Genomic DNA, 15,531 nt, shown 5'->3' with positions numbered 1-15,531 from the left:
TGGACGGGGGGCTTCGCGCCCGATCATAGAAATAATTGCGGGGGCGAGACGCCCGCGGTCCGCATGAACCATGACCCCTCCGTCGTTGTATGACGGCGACACCTCCCCAGCAGAGCTGGGGAGGAGAAGCGAGATGAGGCCAGGACCGCTCATCACCTACACCACCGTCAGCGCGCCGAGGTTCACGTCGACGGTCGGGCCGGTCATGTTGATGATCGCGCCCTTGCCGTTGGAGATGATGATGCCGACGTCGCTCACCGAGATCATGGCGCCGGTCGTGGTCTGGATCAGGATGCCGCCGGTCGGGCCCGGCACGTCGCTGACGACGATGCCGTTCTTGAGCGTGGTCTGGATGGTGATGCCCGAGACCCCCGGCGGAACGGTGCGCGCCATCACCGGCACCTCGGCGGCGCTGCCCCAGTAGCCGCCGACCCAGATCGGATAGTCGGGATCGCCGCGCTCAAACTCGATCCAAACACCCGAGCCGATCATCGGAACGGTGAAGACTCCGGTGTTGATGCCGGCCATCGGCAGGCAAGGCATCGCCCAGGTGCCGGGCACGAAGCCCGCGAGATCGGGCACCATCGCCTGGATGCGGCCGATTTGCATCGGATCGACGTTGTTGATCACGGTGCCGCGATATTTTCCGTAGAGCGGGGTCATGTCGGCACCGAGGGCACTGTGGAGATCAGCGCGTTGCGGGCGAGCGAGAAGCCTTGCTTGTACGAGCCGCGCTCGATCTCGTGCGTCACGCTCTTGACGTAGTAGAGACCGTCGAACGGCATGCCGGCGCCGCGCACGCCGACGAGCTGTCGCGACTTCAGCAGGCGGCCGTACTTGGCGACGTCGAGGCGCCCGGTGCCGAACACCGAGTCGCTGTTCTTGCCGGCATAGGCGATGCCGGCCATCAGCGCCTCGGGCGCCGACAGATGCGCGGTCTCGTCGAGCTTGACGATCTTGGGCGGCAGCGGCGGCACCAGGCCGAGCGGCGGGTTGAGCGGCGTGATGTCGGGGATCGGCACGCCGATCGGCGCCTTGCTGAACGGCTCCTGGAAGAAGACGATCGGCAGCGTCTTCTTCTCCTTGTCGAAGTTGAAGGAGAGCTGCTCGACGTTGGTGTGGGCGTCCATGTTGGTGGTGAGCGCGGGCTGCGGCTCGCCGACCCGGATCTCGGGACCCCAATAGGCCTTCGAGGTTCCCGGCGACGGTCCCGGCTCGAGATAGAACACGTACCCCGCCTGGCCGGCGAGGCGCTGGACATAGGCGTAGTCGCTGCCGCGCTGCGCCGGGATCTGCTGGATCGGCAGAGGCGGGATGTCGAGGATGCTCGGAATCACCATCGGGATCACGCCGAGAGCCGCGTACTTGGCGAGGATCAGCAGCACGCGCACCGACGGCGGCATCGCCGGAAACGGCAGGCCGGGAATCTCGATCAGATCCATCAGGGCGGACAGGTCCTTGCCCTTGACGACCAGCCGCGACACCCCGCCCTCGCCCGGCTGGGTCTCGACGTTGGTGGTGATGCCGTCGATGATCGACTGCGCGCTGCCGTTGATCGTCACGATCAGCACGACCCGCATCAGCGGCAGGCTGCCGCCGCCCGACAGCAGGAACAGCGTACGCAGCGGCGAACGCGCCGGCAGCTCGAACACCAGCTCGAAGCCGCTCTGGGAGCCGCCCGATCCGCACTCGACCTTGGCATGGACCAGCGCATCCGCGACCTCGTGCGGCGGCGTGATCGGCACCGGCCCGATCTTGAGCGAGAGCTGGACTCCGCCGAGCATGCCGGTCCTCTCCTCACGACCCAGTGATGGCGGGAATGACGATGCGCGCGCCGAGCGTGTCGGTGAGCTCGAACGGATCGGTCACGGCGTTGGCATCGGCGATGCGCCAGTAGAGCTCGGAGTTGCCGAAGGTCTGGGCGGCAAGCAGGTCCGGCCGCTCGCCGCTTTGCACGATGTGCTCGAGCGCGACCGGAATATCGCGCTGCCGCGGAATGAAGCGCCGCAACACATAGGCGATCGTCGGATCGGTGGGCCCTCGTTGATAGAGGCCGAAGGCGATGCCGGCGTAGCGGCTGTCCTGCCCGAACGGATTGGTCGGGATCGCGCCGGCGTCGATCAGGGCTTGCACGGGGTCGATCGTCATCGCTTTCTCCGTCACGGCAGGTTGGTGAGGCCGATCGAGGCCAGCGAGGCCGAACCCGCCTTCTTGGCGAGCGCCTCGCGCGTGCGCAGGTAGCCCATGAAGATGGTGCCGCCCTTGTGGGTGAAGCCGAGATCGTCGGTGCTGAGCACGCGCAGCCCGAGGCTCACCTTGGCGCGGATCGGATTGAGCGCCGGATCGAACGCCTCTTCGGTTACCGAGAACTCGGTCACCCGCACGGCGACGACGCGGCTCTTGCTCCACACGAACAGCACCAGCGGCGCCTCGGGCGGCAGGATCTCCAGGGTGCCGTTCTGCGTCTGGGTCGCGACGTTCAGCAGGTCGTCGACGCTGGGATGGATCAGCGCCTCCAGGAGCGCGATCTGCGGGCCGACGCCGAACGCCACGGCATTGGCGTTGTTGCGCGGAAACTCGAGCTGGTCGGTGGCGTCGATCTCGGCGTCGAGTTTGATCGATTCGATCGCCGGCCCCTTCAGCCGGAACGGCTGGGCACGCTCGCCGCCGCCATCGCCGCCGACACCCTGCACCTGGTAGCTGCGCGTCAGCGTATCAGGGTTGTACTGCAGGGCGATGGTGCTGCGCACCGCGCTGCCGCCCGGTGCCATTACGACCAGGCCGCCCTTGATCAACTTTGGTGACGAGGAAAGGCTCATGGCGTCGCTCCCGCAGGCGCCGCCGCTGGCGCCTCGCGACGCTTGCGGCTGGAACCGGGCGCGCCGATCCGCTCGCGCACCAGCGCGATGAACGGCTCGGCCAGGGTGACCGTCTCGTAGTCGGCGAGCGTCGCGGTGCCGGCATTGATGCGGCGCAGCGCCTCGTTGTAGTCGGAGATGCACTCGGCCTGCTGCTCGGCGTTCCACTCCGACCAGTCGATGTGGTTGCGCACCGCGTTGCGCCAGTCATAGGCGGCGTTGCGCGACTGGCCCGAGAGGCCGGCGACGATCTGCGGGATCAGGCTCGACGGAATGTAGGCCAAGCCGCCGTTCTGGTACTGCCAGACATGGCCCATCTCGTGAGCGAGCACGAGCTGGCCCGCGTCGGTCAGGTCCATCGTGTCGCCGACGAAATGCTCTTCCTGCAGGTTGATGGTGTTGCCGGTGGTGCGCGCGGCGCCTGCCGAGAGCGCGCTGCCGCGGGTCACGGTCACCTTGTCGTAGTCGACGGCGTCATGGAAGATTTCCCGCAAATAGGCCTTCTCGGCCGCGGTCAGGCTGCGGCTGCGCCGCGACGCCAGATCGCCGACGATCGCCCCCGCGATGAGGCCGCCAACACCGCCGATGACGGCGCCGGCGATCGCACCCGCCGGCCCGAGCAGGCCGCCCAGCAATCCCAGACCGACCGCGCCGATCGTGCCACCCAGCAAGCCGCCCAACCCGGCTCCCAGGAGAGAGCGATGCAGCACCGGACCGCCGTGGCGCCGCGGCGCCTGGGGAGCTGCCCGCCCGACCGGGCCCAATCCGGCTCTCGCGGGGTCGCCAACGCCCTTGGCTGCGGCGTCCGCGTGATGCTCCTCGGCACTGTCGGGCGCGTCGATCGTCACTGTTTCGCCGGCGCTCGGCCGCCGCCCGCCATCCTGTTTGACGTGATAGAGCTCGTGCGCGATCAACTCGCGTCCCTCGGCGCTGTGCGGCGCGTAATGGCCCGGCGCGAAGACGATGTCGGGGCCGACGCTGTAGGCGCGCGCGCCCAGCGCCAGCGCCGACGCCCCTGCACTCTCATCGGTATGGATGCGCACGGCGGAGAAGTCGGCACCCAGCTGCGCTTCAAGATTCTGGCGCAAACCCGGAGCCAGGGAGTCGCCGGCGGAAGCCGCTCGCGCCCCGCCGCGCTTCGACGCCAGATGCTCGATGGGCTTCGGCAGAAGAGGGTCGAAGGTCGAATGCGGGCTCATGCCGTCACCGCCTCTTCCACCAGGCGCAGCACGTCGCGCGCCTCGTCGTCCGTCATCTCCTCGCCGCGCCGAAGACGGACGACGACGCGATTGAGGTCGGGGCACGGCAACGTCCACATCTGCGCGGTACGGCCTTCCTCCCAGGTCAGGTTCGTCGACTGCTGCACGGGCGGCGTGATCCGCGCGGTATTCGCCGTACTGCTTTCGACGGAGAGGTAGAGCTCGAACGCCTTGCCGCCTGGTATCGGGCGGGTGGAGGCCCGTGCGGGGGCTGCGCCTGGCAGTGGCGCCTGGCCATGTGCCGGCAGCACGCTCAACGACAGGCCGGCATTGGCGACCTCTGCGACGAGCGTCGGGCGCATGGCCGCGTAGCGGCGCAGCAGCGCGTCGCCAAGAGAGTGGAGGTCGAGGCGATTGCACATCCTAGGTGCCCGAGAAGGAGTGAGAGTCGCCGACATTGCATTCACCGGGCTGATACGGTCCGGGAACATTGGTGATTTCGTAGCTGTCGCCTCCCGTGACGCGGAACCACGACAGGCAATTGAACACCCTCAGAACTTCGTCCGGGCTATCGAGCACGGAAGGGACTCCACCCGGATAGTATTTGGTGGTGCCACCGTCGGTGAACTTGAGCGCGGCTTCGTAGTTGTTTGGCCGGAAGTCCCCGTCGAGCAGCGCTGCGCGCCAGGACGGTTGTCCGGGGAATCCCGGGAAAAGCCTGGAGGACATGCCGCTGCTGCCCGGTGCACCCCAGGGTGTTTCTATCGCCGTCATGGCGGTCGCCGGCTTGGCCCAGACGACGACGGCTTCCGCGGTGCCGGGCAGCCCGACGGTGCTGATGACCGACTGGACGAAGCGCACCAGATCGATGCACTGCGCCCCCTTCTGCAGGTCGGCAGCGATATCCCACTCGTTGGCGTACTGGACATCGAGATTGAACTTCGTCCAGGTGAACATGATCTGCTTGACGACGTCGTGCGGATTGAGTGACGGCGCCGATGCCACCATCTCCACCGCCTTTGCCATCCGCTTCGTGGTGACCTCGGCGGGCCTGGCGGGCTTGTCGACCGTGGCATAGACATCGAACGGACCGGTCGTCCCCAGCGCGTGATCCCAGCTGCCCCACTTGATCGACCAGTCAATCTGCTGCCTGGGAAAGGCCGCCACGCCATCCGGAACCTTGTTCGGCGAGGTCATGGGGACCTTCTTGCCGGCGCCGCCGCTCAGCGAGCCGGTGAAATCGAAATCGAGAAACGGCGAGGAACCCTTGCCGGTGATCGTCGCATTCGACGCGGCAGCGCTTGCCGGCGTGACGTCGAAGCCGAGCTCGACCTGCACCTGCTGGCCCATCCTATGGCTGATCGCGCCGCTCCTGGTCTCGCCCTTCTTGCTGATCGCCCAGTCCGGCTGCGGAAACGCCTTGCCCTTGTTTGTCCAGTCCTTGCTGTTGTCACGCATCACCGCGTGATCGGACACGAAGTCGAGGCTGCGCAACGCCGTGCCGGGCTCCTTGCTTTCCGAGGTCGGGAAAGTCCCGCTGCTGCCGAGGCCGGCGGCAAGCAGGTCGATCAGTTCCTGCTGCCGGTCCTCCGGCAGGTTGTCCATCAGGCGGGCATGGTTGATGCGCTTCAAGGTGATCGCGAGCTGCTCACCCGACAGCGTCTTCAGCAGGTCGAGGGCCTCAATCGCCTCCTTGTCGGTGATCGCCCAGTCGAACAGGCCATAGGACAGCTTGTCGATGATGTCCTCGACGGTGGAGTTCGCCGGCAACATGTTGCTGACGTCGGTCTTGATGACGTCGAACTCCGCTTTTCGATCGTCCGGCAGGTTGTCGCGCAAACGATCGGCGAATTTCGGATCCGACATGAACTCGGCCTGCTCGATGCGCGGCAGACCCTTCAGCTTGGTAAGCGCTTCGATCGCCTCGGCGTCGGTGATCGCCCAGTCGAACAGGCCGTAGCTGAGAAGATCGTCGAGCTCCTCGACGGCCGCCGACCCCTTGCGCTGGATGACCGGGCGGCCGCTGAACTGCCGGATGTCGATGGGCGCCCCCGCCATCGCTCGCTCGGCTGCGCTGTCGGCATCGCGCTCGAGCGGCGAATCCGCGGCGCCCAGTTCCATGCCGACGCTGCCACCCGAGCCCGGCAAGGATCGTTGCTGGATGGTGTGCGCCAGCTCGTGTGCGATCAGGTTGAGCCCGTCGCGATTGCCAGGTCGATATCGACCGGCGCCGAAATGGATCTGCTGGCCCGACGTGAATGCCTCGGCTCCAAGGACCCGCGCCGCGCGGTGGCTGGCGGCATTGTCGTGGATGCTGACATTGCCAAAGCTGGTCCCGAAGCGGCGCTCCATGAAGTCCCGCACACCGGAGTCGAGAGCACGGCCGGATCGGTCGAGGGCATGACCGACACGCTCGGTCATTGCCGGGGTCATGCCATTGGCGCCGGTGCCCAGGGACCGCCGCTGCACGGTCCGGCGCTTGCAGGTGAGGCACTCCCCCGGCGCATGCTCCTTGGCGCACGCCATGCACTTGCGCTGAACCAGCCGTGGACGTGGCCCGGCCGATGGACGCGAGGCCGTCGCCGGGGCGGCCGGGCTAGCGGCGGTCATTGCTGCCACCCGCGCTTTCGATTTTGTCGGCGATGCTGGTCGCGATCAGGCCGCCCAGCATGCTGGCCCCGTGGAGAGGATGGGCCGCTCGGCGCGTCTCTCCCGTGCGCGCCTGCAGACGCTCGATCAGGGCGACACGGATGGCCTCGGCCAGCAATTCGGCCGTGACGCCATCGCCGACCGGCGTGTCCACCGTCACGCGTCCCACTCTGAGATCCAGTCGGCTGAACTTCATCGTGCGCCCCGCAGCTCGATGTCGTTCGCCGGCCGATCGAGCTTGGCGAATTCCTCGCGCGCCGCCAGCAGGACGAGGGACTGGTTGATCGGACAGCCCGCATCGGCCGCCTTGAAGGCCGCATTGACGGCGATGCTGCGAATGTTGCCGCCGGGCAGATTGAGCCGGGCCAACGCCGCAAAATCGACATCGCCGACCGGTGCGCCGACGGGGAACTGGCGCCGCCAAATCTGCTCGCGGGCGGAGGCGTCGGGAAACGGAAAGGAGACGACGAAGCGGATGCGGCGCAGGAAGGCCTGATCGAGCGCACCTTTCATGTTGGTGGTGAGCACTGCCAGGCCTCGGTAGGCCTCGACCCGCTGCAGCAGATAGGCGACTTCGATGTTGGCGTAGCGATCGTGGCTGTCCTTGACCTCGCTGCGCTTGCCGAACAGCGCATCGGCTTCGTCGAACAGCAGCACGGCCCCGCTGGTCTCGGCGGTGTCGAACAGCCGCTTCAGGTTCTTCTCGGTCTCGCCGATATACTTGCTGACCAGGGCCGCGAGATCGACGCGATAGAGATCGAGCTCGACGGCGTTGGCGATGGCCTCGGCAGCCAGCGTCTTTCCGGTGCCGGATTCGCCCGCGAACAGCGCGACCAGCCCCTGCCCCAGCCGGTGCTTCCCGCCGAACCCCCATTCCCGATAGACGCGGTCGCGCTGGCGGAGCTGGCGTGCGATGTCGCGCAGCATCGACGCCGGACCCGCCGGCAACACGACGTCATCGAAGGTGACCCGCGATTCGATGCGCTGGGCGATGTCATCGAGGTCGCCGCGCGCCGCGGCGCGCGCCGCCGGCCAGATCTGGGCCGCGCGCTCGGCGGCCGGCGTCGTCTCGAGATGAGCCAGGACGGTATCCAGCGCCGTTGCGCCGAGGTGGAACTGGCGGCCCGCGCGTTCGAGCTCGTCGCGCGCTGCTGGATCGGCCTCCAGGCCGACCGGCGACAGGCGGCGCCATTGCCCGGCAAGGGCCGTCAGGGTGCGCGGCGCGCTGGGCATCGGCAGCTCGAAGCGCAGCACCCGGCCGCCGCGCGGCAGCGCGGACAAGGCGCGATGCGGCGGGCCAAGCCACAGATGAGCGCTGCGCAACCGGGTCGCCAGCGCGACGGCGCCCGCGTCGGTGCCTGGCTCGCCAAGGGCGATGATCGGAACGCAGCCGCTCAAGGCCACCTCCCGGTCGACATGGATGGCAAGGCGATGAGCGGATTCCGCATCAAGCGGAAGGTCACGCGCCTCCATCCACAGGGCCGCCCGCCTGGCATGCGCGGCGACGCCAAGTGCAAAATCCCGGCGCGAGGCCACGTCACGGTCGTGGTCCTGCAGCACGACGATGGGGCCACGTTGTTCCCCCGCACCGAGTTGTTCGGCGATCCTGGACGCAAGTCCACGGTCTTCCGCGTGCAACTCGTGGTTCGCGCTGGCGAGGCAGGCGATGCCGGCAAGCTGCGCATCGAAGGCAACGATGCCGGTGATGTAGTGCAGGACGCGCTCGTCGATGCGGAGTCCGGCTTGCATCAGGCTCATGCCAGGCTCGGGCTCGACCAGGTGCCAGTAGCGCAAGGCCGCATCGGGCGAAAGCGCCTGCCAGTGCGGCGCAGCCAGGCTGGCCAACGCGACCCCGAAGCTTGCCCGCGACGACGCGTCGGACTGCAATGCCGACACGGCGGCGCGCAGCCCCTGATCCAGTTCGACGCCGGCGGCGAGCAGAAGGAGCTCGCGCTCGAAGGCCGACAATCCGAAGGCGCGGGCACAGTGGGCGAGCGCCGGCGTGAACCCGGTTGCTTCGGTGGCATCGATGCAGTCGACCGGCGGCTGTCCCGCGCCCGCATTGGCGAGCCGTTCTTCGAGCCGTTCGCGCAGGCGCGCCATCGCCGCAATCAACCATTGGCGGTTAAGCTCGGCCCAACTCGGCAGGCGGGTCACCGACGCTGTCCGCGCGGCTTCGATAGCGGCGGTCATGGCGGCACCACGATCTGCTGCGTCGCGTCGAACACCGGCTCCGCTCCGCTTTGATCGAGCAGAATGCTGTCGGCGCCGTCGACACGCAGGCGTACCCAATGCGATCCGGCGGTGACGCTGTCGGGGAACTCGAAGATCAACGGATCGGACACCGCCGCCCGCGGCAAGGCATTGGCCGAGACGGCGTCCAGGGAGAGAGACGCTCTCTGCTCGAGGCGCACCTGCGGCCTCGACCGCATGGTGACCGTCACGCGCGGCGGAACGCCACCCCGCACCACCGTCGCCGCCGGCAGGCCGAGGCCGGCATCGGCTGCGATGACCGGCGCGGGCGCCAGGACCAGCGGTATGGCATTGGTGTCTCGCGGGTCCGGCTCCCCCGCCGGCGTGAACCGCACGCTCGCCGCCAATTGCCCTGCCGCCAAGGCTGTCTGGGCAGCCGCATCATTGGGTACCAGGATCCGGAGCGAGTGGCCGCCGGGATCGACGCTGGTCGGCACGATCTCGATCGGTACCGCATTGAGGCGGTGCACCAGCCGCACGACGTGCCCGGCACCGGCCAGCCGCACACCCGTGATGTCCACCTGATCGTTCAGCCGGGCGCCGGTCTGCGGCACCAGCGTTGCCGCCTCGAAAAGGGTCGGCAAAGGCGACAGCAGATCGGGATTGACCACGACGCCGCGGTCGCGATGCGTGACGGGGTCGCGGCGGCCGCGCGACAGGACGGGAAGCGGCGAGATCGCCGGCCTGGTGCCTTCGATCAAAACCACCGACACGTGATAGGCCGACGACGGCCGATAGTGCGTCTGGATGGCCGACCACAGCCTCGACATGTCGTCGGTGGTGACGGCGGCCGGCGTGATCTTGATCAGCTCGACCTGGTCGGCGAGGTCCGATGCCGCGAGCGCCTGGAAGGCCGGCGGCAGCATGCTGACGTCCAGCGGACTCGGATTGAGCGCGCGCCGGATCGCCGCCCGGTCGAGAACCGGCCGTTCGTGCAGCAGGTGCATGGCGTAGCCGAGCAGAATCTCGGCCTGGAAATCCATCCGGCCGTAGGCGGTCAGCAGATAATGCAGGTCGAGCGCCAGCGGCGCGTTGCTGAGACGCTCGCCGCTGGCTGCCCCGCGCGACGGCAGCCCGACGGTGCTCCAGCCCTGGTTGGGCGTCACGCGATAGAGGAAGAGATTGAGCCGCGGCGGATCGTTGGCGTTGTCGAGGTTGATCGTATCGGGTGCCACGGCGCTGACGGCGACCGTGCTGCCGATCGCCGCTCCGGCTTCGACCAGGCCGTTGTCCAGGAGATTGCGCAGGACGGCGCTGACCGCGCCGATGGCGAGCGGCGAGCTCATCTCTGCCCTCCTCCCGCGCCACCGCGCAGGTAGTCGGCCAGCGACTGCGACGGAAGCGGCCGCGGCTTGCGCCGCTCGGCCGTGGCCTTTGGCGCCGCCGGCGCACGCACTTCGAGCCGGTCGATCGTGACCTGGATGACCGGCTGCTCCTCGCGCGACGCCCGCGATCGGTTGGCCACGACGGCATCGCTGAGCGGCGCCACGGTCAGCGGTGCGCGCTGCCCCTCCGCATCCGCCGGTCCATTCACCGGGCGCGCGCTTTTCGCGGGCATCCTCAACGGACGAGACTGTGGTGCTGGCGTGGTGTCCGACCGAGCCGGCGCCGGGGCACGCTGCTGACTGGGCCCGGCCTCGACGGAACGCGCCGCCGGCGCAGACCGGCCCACCTCGCTCGGCGCTGTCTCGTGTTGCGTTGGTGCGAGTATCGAAGGTGGCGGGATGGGTCGGGCGCCCATCGAAACTCCCGGCTCATCCCGCCTTTCCTCCGGACCCCACGACCGGCTCGATATTGGCGTCGACTCGATCCTTCGCGTCGCATCGCTGGAAGGCGTTCGGTTGGCAGGCGCCTCAGGTGATGCCCGACCCTCATCGATGATCTCTCCGAACGCCTGCCCGGCCATCGGGCTTGCCTCGGCGAACCGCGGCGGCAGGGAGACCCGGGCAGCGCCTGCAGGCGCCACGCCGCGAGCCAGGCCGGCGAGTTGGGCGAGGAAACCCATCACACGGCCTCGACAAGTTGAAGATAGGCGGCGCGGCGAATCGGCGAGAGCTGCAGCACCTCGGCCTCGGTCCAGCCATAGGCGCGCGCCAGGGCATCGACCTCCGTCAGCGTCCGTTCGGCAGCGCGCTGCAGCTCGGCGGACAAGGCCTCGCCGACATCGAGCAGCGAAGACCATTCGTGGGAGCAGCCGACACAGTGCAACTGAAAGGCGATCGTTGCGGCGGGGTCCAAGGCCTCGAGATGCCGTTCCAGCCCTCCCACCGCCGGCCCATCGAGCGCAAGGTCGTCAATCGTGAGGCCTTCAGCGCTCTCCAGGCACCGGGCAAGCAGCGCCCGCGCCGCATCGGCACTGTCGGCTACTCCGGCGATGGCAATCAGGTCGTCGATTGTGGGCGCACGCGTTGCCAGCGATCGGCCTTCCCACTCGATGGTGGCGCATTGCCCGGTCGGCTGAGCGCCGAGCTGTTTGGCCAACGCGACGCAATCGACGGTGAATTCGCATTCCGTCGCGCAGGCCGGGCAGGCACTGCGCAAGGACCACTGGCGATTGAAGATCGTATTGCGCAACGCGAGCAGGCCGAGATTGCGGGCTCCGAGACCGCGGAGCGCCGGTGCCGCGATGCCGAGCAACGCGTCGTCGCGCTGCCAGCGATCTCGACCGACGGTCGCTTCCCACAAGGCGAGCACCTGGCGCTCGCGATCGGTCGATGCTGTCGCCCGCATGCCCGCCTCGTCACGCCGGCTCGGTGAACCTGGGCTCGGACGGCTCGGTCACGTCGAGGTCGCGTTCCCAACCCTCGTTCTCGAGCTTGAGCGTCTGGATCGCGACGGCGTTGGCATTGGCGTCGAGATCGGGTAGCGCCTGGAACTCCGACGCCCAGCAGCGGAAGATCTTGTAGGCGATCGCGAGCTGGCCGGCCTCGTTGTAGAACTCAAGGATGATGTCCTTGCGGAAATCCGCCAGCGACACTTCCGAGCCCAGGCCCGAGCCGAAATTCCACACCTTGTTCGCCCACTTCTCGAACTCGGTGTCGTGCGTGACGCCGCGCTCCAAGGTTACCGCCTCGAACTTGGTGCGCCCAGGCGACTTGCGCCCGGTCGACGGATCGCCGCCTTCGCGGTGCTCGACCACCTCGGTGCTGCGCTTCAACGCCGACACCTTGCTGATGCCGGCGACGTAGCGGCCATCCCACTTCACCCGGAACTTGAAGTTCTTGTACGGGTCGAAGCGCTGCGGATTGACGGAGAATTGGGCCATGGCAGGTTCCTTTCAGCGCCGATCAGGTCGGGATCTCGCCGGCGATCTGCTGGATCTTGAGCACGACGAACTCGGCGGGCTTCAGGGGCGCGAAGCCCACGAAGATGTTGACGATGCCGAGGTTGATGTCGGCCTGCGTCGTGGTCTCGCGGTCGCATTTGACGAAGTAGGCCTGCCGGGGCGTCGTGCCCTGGAAGGCGCCCTGGCGGAACAGGCCTTGCATGAAGGCGCCGATATTGAGGCGGATCTGCGCCCACAGCGGCTCGTCGTTGGGCTCGAACACGACCCATTGCGTGCCGCGATAGAGGCTCTCCTCGAGGAACAGCGCCGTGCGCCGCACCGGGATGTACTTCCATTCCGAGCCGCGGGCGTCGTTGCCGTCGAGCGTGCGAGCGCCCCAGGCAACGGTGCCGTAGACCGGCAGCGTGCGCAGGCAATTGACGGCGCTTGGATTGAGCTGGCCGTTCTCGGCATCGCTCATGGTGATCGCAAGGCCGGTCGCGCCCGTGATCGAGGCTTCGGTGCCGGCCGGCGCTTTCCACACGCCGCGCGTGGCGTCGGTGCGGGCGAAGATGCCGGCCATGAAGCCCGACGGCGGGAAGGCCCGCAACGCCCCCTGCTGCAGCGGGTCGGGCGCCTGCACCCAGGGAAAGAACAGCGCCGAGTTGGGCGCATTAACGCCGGTCTTGCCGGCGAGCGAGGCGACCACCGTGCTGACGATCTCGGTCTGGCCGGCATCGACGATCAGGAAGGCGCGCCGGTTGCGGACCCGCTGCTGCAGCGTGGCAATGGTCGGCCCGTCGGTCAGGCCGGGCACGCAGACGATGTTGAAGAGGTCGATGCGGTCGGCGATGCCGCCGACATCGAAGGCCGTCGTCAGCGCGGTTCGGAACGCCGCATCCGCGGGTCCGATCACCGTCCCGTCGACGCCGTTGGTCGTTCCGTTCAGCGCAACCGTGGCATTGGCCGGCGTGGTCGGCACGGCCGCCACCGTGAGGTTGTCGATGAAGGCGGAGCGACCGTTGATGACCGCCAGCACGAAGCGCGGATCGGTGCGATTGATCGACAGGTTGGCGAAGGATTCCAGCACCGCGTTGTTGGCGCTGGGCTGGATGATGTCGATGGTGAAGCGCGTCGCATCGTCGGGGCGCCGCGTCAATCGCACGCTGAAGTTGCTGGCCCAGGCGCCGGGCGAGCTCGCGGGAATGTGGATATCGCCGATGTCGCAGGCCGCGGTCACCGCAGTGGCGTCGGCGATGCGCAGGACATAGGCGTCGGCGCCGCCATTATCGTAGAAGTGGCTCACCGCATAGCCCAGGAAGGAGCGCGAATCGAGACCGTTGTAGGCCCGCTGGTAGTCGGCGAAGCTGGTCAGCCGCAGCGCCCGGTTGGTCGGGCCGCGCGGTGCCCATCCGACGAAGAGGGTGATCGATGTCGCCACGCCGGTGATCGTGCGCACACCGCTCGGCAGCTCTTCGATATATACGCCGGGTTGCAGAAGGGCGACGGGCATGGGACCTCCTCTTCCGTCAAAAGCCGGGTGGACGGTGCCGAAGCGAGGACGCACCGTCGTCGAGCGCGGCGATTGTCGCAGAGAGTTCGCGCCAGCGAATGAGCCCTATGGACTAGGCGACCTCATGTGAAGAAAGCAGTCCGCGATGCCTTGTGAGTCCGATAGATGACGACTTCGGCGCGGCGTCGTCGCTCGCGATCATCCGATCGCGACGAGAGCGTGATCTCATCGCGACGCAAGCGCGATTTGCCAGCAGCGCCGCGTGATTGCGATCTAGACCGTTGGGTCCCCATCCATCGCCGCACCGTCATGGACCATGCCAGGTTCACGCTGCTTGTGATTCTCAGGTATGCGATCGGGGCTATGGGTTGCCTGCCGTCGCGAGAAGGCGACGATCTCGATGCGACGTCGCATCTTGAGCTTGCCCAGAATGCTGTGAACGTGATTCTTCACCGTCGCGCTCTGGATGCCGAGCGACTTGGCGATCTGCTTGTTCGACAGGCCTTCGCCGACGCACCGCGCGATCTCGCGTTCGCGCTGGGTCAGGGCATCGGAAGAATCCCCGACGGCGCGCGATGCCGCCAGGGCGCTCACCCGATTGAGCAGGATGCCGGCCGTTCGTGGCGAGCAGACGAGCTCGCCACGCACGGCGGAGTGCACAGCGGCAAGCACATCGCTCACCGAACCGTTGGGCGCGACGAAGCCCGAGACGCCTGCGCGGGCGCAGGCCATCACCACCGGCTCGACCTCGGCGACGCCCAGGCAGACGACCTTGGTGCGTGGCATCGCCTCACGGATCGGCTGCGACAGGCCGAGGCTGCCCGGAACGGTAATGTCGAGCAGCAGGGCATCGGGCGCCAGCTGGGCGATGCCCCATGGCTGGGCGGAAAGATCGGAGGAACCCACGACCTCGACGGTCGGCTGCTGGGCCAAGGCCGCAGTCACACCTTCGCGCAGGAGGCGCAGATCGCTCAGGACGAATATCCGGGGCCGGATCGGTGTCGGGCGGGACGAGAAGCCGCCGGATTGAGCGATCGAGGTGCCGACTTTGTCAGACGTCATGTCGCCTCCAAGGGACAACGGCAGGCTCTGACGCCGCCATCGCGGCAACACTGGCCCACCCGGTACACCCCAGGAAACGACGCGGCACCCCCACTTCCGGTCGATCTGCGGACCCTGGCGCCCGACACTCCTTTCCTTCAGATCCGGGACCCGATCGAGGCAGCATGATAGCGAACTTGCAGGGCGACGGAAGATAAATATCCAACCGGGCTGCTTGCCAGGCATCGTCGACTGTTGGCGAGCCCTCGCGGAATCGCCTCGCTCATCATCGGCGTCTCAATCCACGTCGAAGGGCCGACGTTGGGAGTGACCGAGAAAGCGTTCGATGTCGTCGGCGCCGGCGCTCGCCACCCTGGGGGAGCCCCCGGCACCGACGTAGGACACCAGCAAATCCCTGCCATTCGGATGCCAGGCGAGGCCGCCGGCGCGTTCCAGGCCCTTTGCGTCAAAGTAAAATGGCCGGCTGACCCGGCGCAGCACGAGGCTGCAATCCAGCCAGACGAACCTGTGCACGAATGTGCTCACCGGAGCACCGGATGCGGCCTCGCGAACGAGGGCGAGCCAACCGCCGTCGAAGGCAATGGCCTGCGTGGCGCCACGGTACCGTTCGGCCATCGCCGGTGGACTGCTCTCCCCGACGACGGCACCACGCTCGTCCAGAATCAGTGTCGGATCGCAGCCGGCGATGAAGCGCAGCACCCCATCATCGACCACCGGCATCCAGCCGACGGC

16 protein-coding genes are annotated in these 15,531 nt (G+C 67.8%); all 16 read right to left on the bottom strand.

What is annotated here, in order from left to right; all coding sequences use genetic code 11:
• Positions 1-156 precede the first annotated feature (156 nt).
• Entirely contained in the window at positions 157-663 is a 507-nt protein-coding gene (locus tag AB7O82_RS13000; RefSeq protein ID WP_428540400.1) for a phage baseplate assembly protein V, read from the bottom strand.
• The gene (locus AB7O82_RS12995) at positions 660-1,784 is read right to left on the bottom strand and encodes a hypothetical protein (RefSeq protein WP_428540403.1); all 1,125 of its coding nucleotides are present in this window, start codon (positions 1,782-1,784) and stop codon (positions 660-662) included. The genes AB7O82_RS13000 and AB7O82_RS12995 overlap by 4 nt, the downstream gene beginning before the upstream one ends.
• Positions 1,785-1,797: 13 nt before the next feature.
• Complete coding sequence (locus tag AB7O82_RS12990; RefSeq protein WP_428540406.1) at positions 1,798-2,148, bottom strand: Base plate wedge protein 53; 351 nt, start codon at positions 2,146-2,148, stop codon at positions 1,798-1,800.
• Positions 2,149-2,159: 11 nt separating this feature from the next.
• Positions 2,160-2,819, bottom strand: a complete 660-nt coding sequence (locus tag AB7O82_RS12985; RefSeq protein WP_428540409.1) for a hypothetical protein — start codon at positions 2,817-2,819, stop codon at positions 2,160-2,162.
• Entirely contained in the window at positions 2,816-4,057 is a 1,242-nt protein-coding gene (locus AB7O82_RS12980) for a DUF4157 domain-containing protein (RefSeq protein ID WP_428540412.1), read from the bottom strand. Before AB7O82_RS12980 ends, AB7O82_RS12985 begins: the two co-directional genes overlap by 4 nt.
• Complete coding sequence (locus tag AB7O82_RS12975) at positions 4,054-4,479, bottom strand: hypothetical protein (protein ID WP_428540415.1); 426 nt, start codon at positions 4,477-4,479, stop codon at positions 4,054-4,056. Before AB7O82_RS12975 ends, AB7O82_RS12980 begins: the two co-directional genes overlap by 4 nt.
• Before the next feature lies 1 nt (position 4,480).
• A complete protein-coding gene (locus AB7O82_RS12970; protein ID WP_428540418.1) occupies positions 4,481-6,667 on the bottom strand; it encodes an eCIS core domain-containing protein in 2,187 nt (728 codons plus the stop codon).
• Positions 6,654-6,866 carry a hypothetical protein gene (locus tag AB7O82_RS12965; protein WP_428619528.1) on the bottom strand — a complete coding sequence of 71 codons (213 nt, stop codon included), beginning with the start codon at positions 6,864-6,866 and terminating at the stop codon, positions 6,654-6,656. Before AB7O82_RS12965 ends, AB7O82_RS12970 begins: the two co-directional genes overlap by 14 nt.
• A gap of 32 nt (positions 6,867-6,898) precedes the next feature.
• Positions 6,899-8,899 (bottom strand): ATP-binding protein, encoded by a 2,001-nt coding sequence (locus AB7O82_RS12960; RefSeq protein WP_428540424.1) that lies wholly within the window; start codon positions 8,897-8,899, stop codon positions 6,899-6,901.
• Complete coding sequence (locus tag AB7O82_RS12955) at positions 8,896-10,245, bottom strand: DUF4255 domain-containing protein (RefSeq protein ID WP_428540427.1); 1,350 nt, start codon at positions 10,243-10,245, stop codon at positions 8,896-8,898. Before AB7O82_RS12955 ends, AB7O82_RS12960 begins: the two co-directional genes overlap by 4 nt.
• Entirely contained in the window at positions 10,242-10,493 is a 252-nt protein-coding gene (locus tag AB7O82_RS12950; protein ID WP_428540430.1) for a hypothetical protein, read from the bottom strand. The genes AB7O82_RS12955 and AB7O82_RS12950 overlap by 4 nt, the downstream gene beginning before the upstream one ends.
• Before the next feature lie 470 nt (positions 10,494-10,963).
• Positions 10,964-11,596, bottom strand: a complete 633-nt coding sequence (locus AB7O82_RS12945; RefSeq protein ID WP_428540433.1) for a hypothetical protein — start codon at positions 11,594-11,596, stop codon at positions 10,964-10,966.
• A gap of 103 nt (positions 11,597-11,699) precedes the next feature.
• Complete coding sequence (locus AB7O82_RS12940) at positions 11,700-12,224, bottom strand: phage tail protein (RefSeq protein ID WP_428540436.1); 525 nt, start codon at positions 12,222-12,224, stop codon at positions 11,700-11,702.
• Positions 12,225-12,246: 22 nt separating this feature from the next.
• Positions 12,247-13,737, bottom strand: a complete 1,491-nt coding sequence (locus AB7O82_RS12935) for a phage tail sheath family protein (protein WP_428540439.1) — start codon at positions 13,735-13,737, stop codon at positions 12,247-12,249.
• 273 nt (positions 13,738-14,010) lie between these two features.
• The gene (locus tag AB7O82_RS12930; protein WP_428540442.1) at positions 14,011-14,799 is read right to left on the bottom strand and encodes a LuxR C-terminal-related transcriptional regulator; all 789 of its coding nucleotides are present in this window, start codon (positions 14,797-14,799) and stop codon (positions 14,011-14,013) included.
• 276 nt (positions 14,800-15,075) lie between these two features.
• Positions 15,076-15,531 (bottom strand): hypothetical protein (locus AB7O82_RS12925; protein WP_428619525.1); only part of this gene is annotated, 456 nt, incomplete at its 5' end.

Origin of the sequence: Reyranella sp., assembly GCF_050185545.1 — a bacterium.
Lineage (GTDB): Bacteria > Pseudomonadota > Alphaproteobacteria > Reyranellales > Reyranellaceae > Reyranella.
This window is presented reverse-complemented; position numbering and strand designations above follow the sequence as displayed.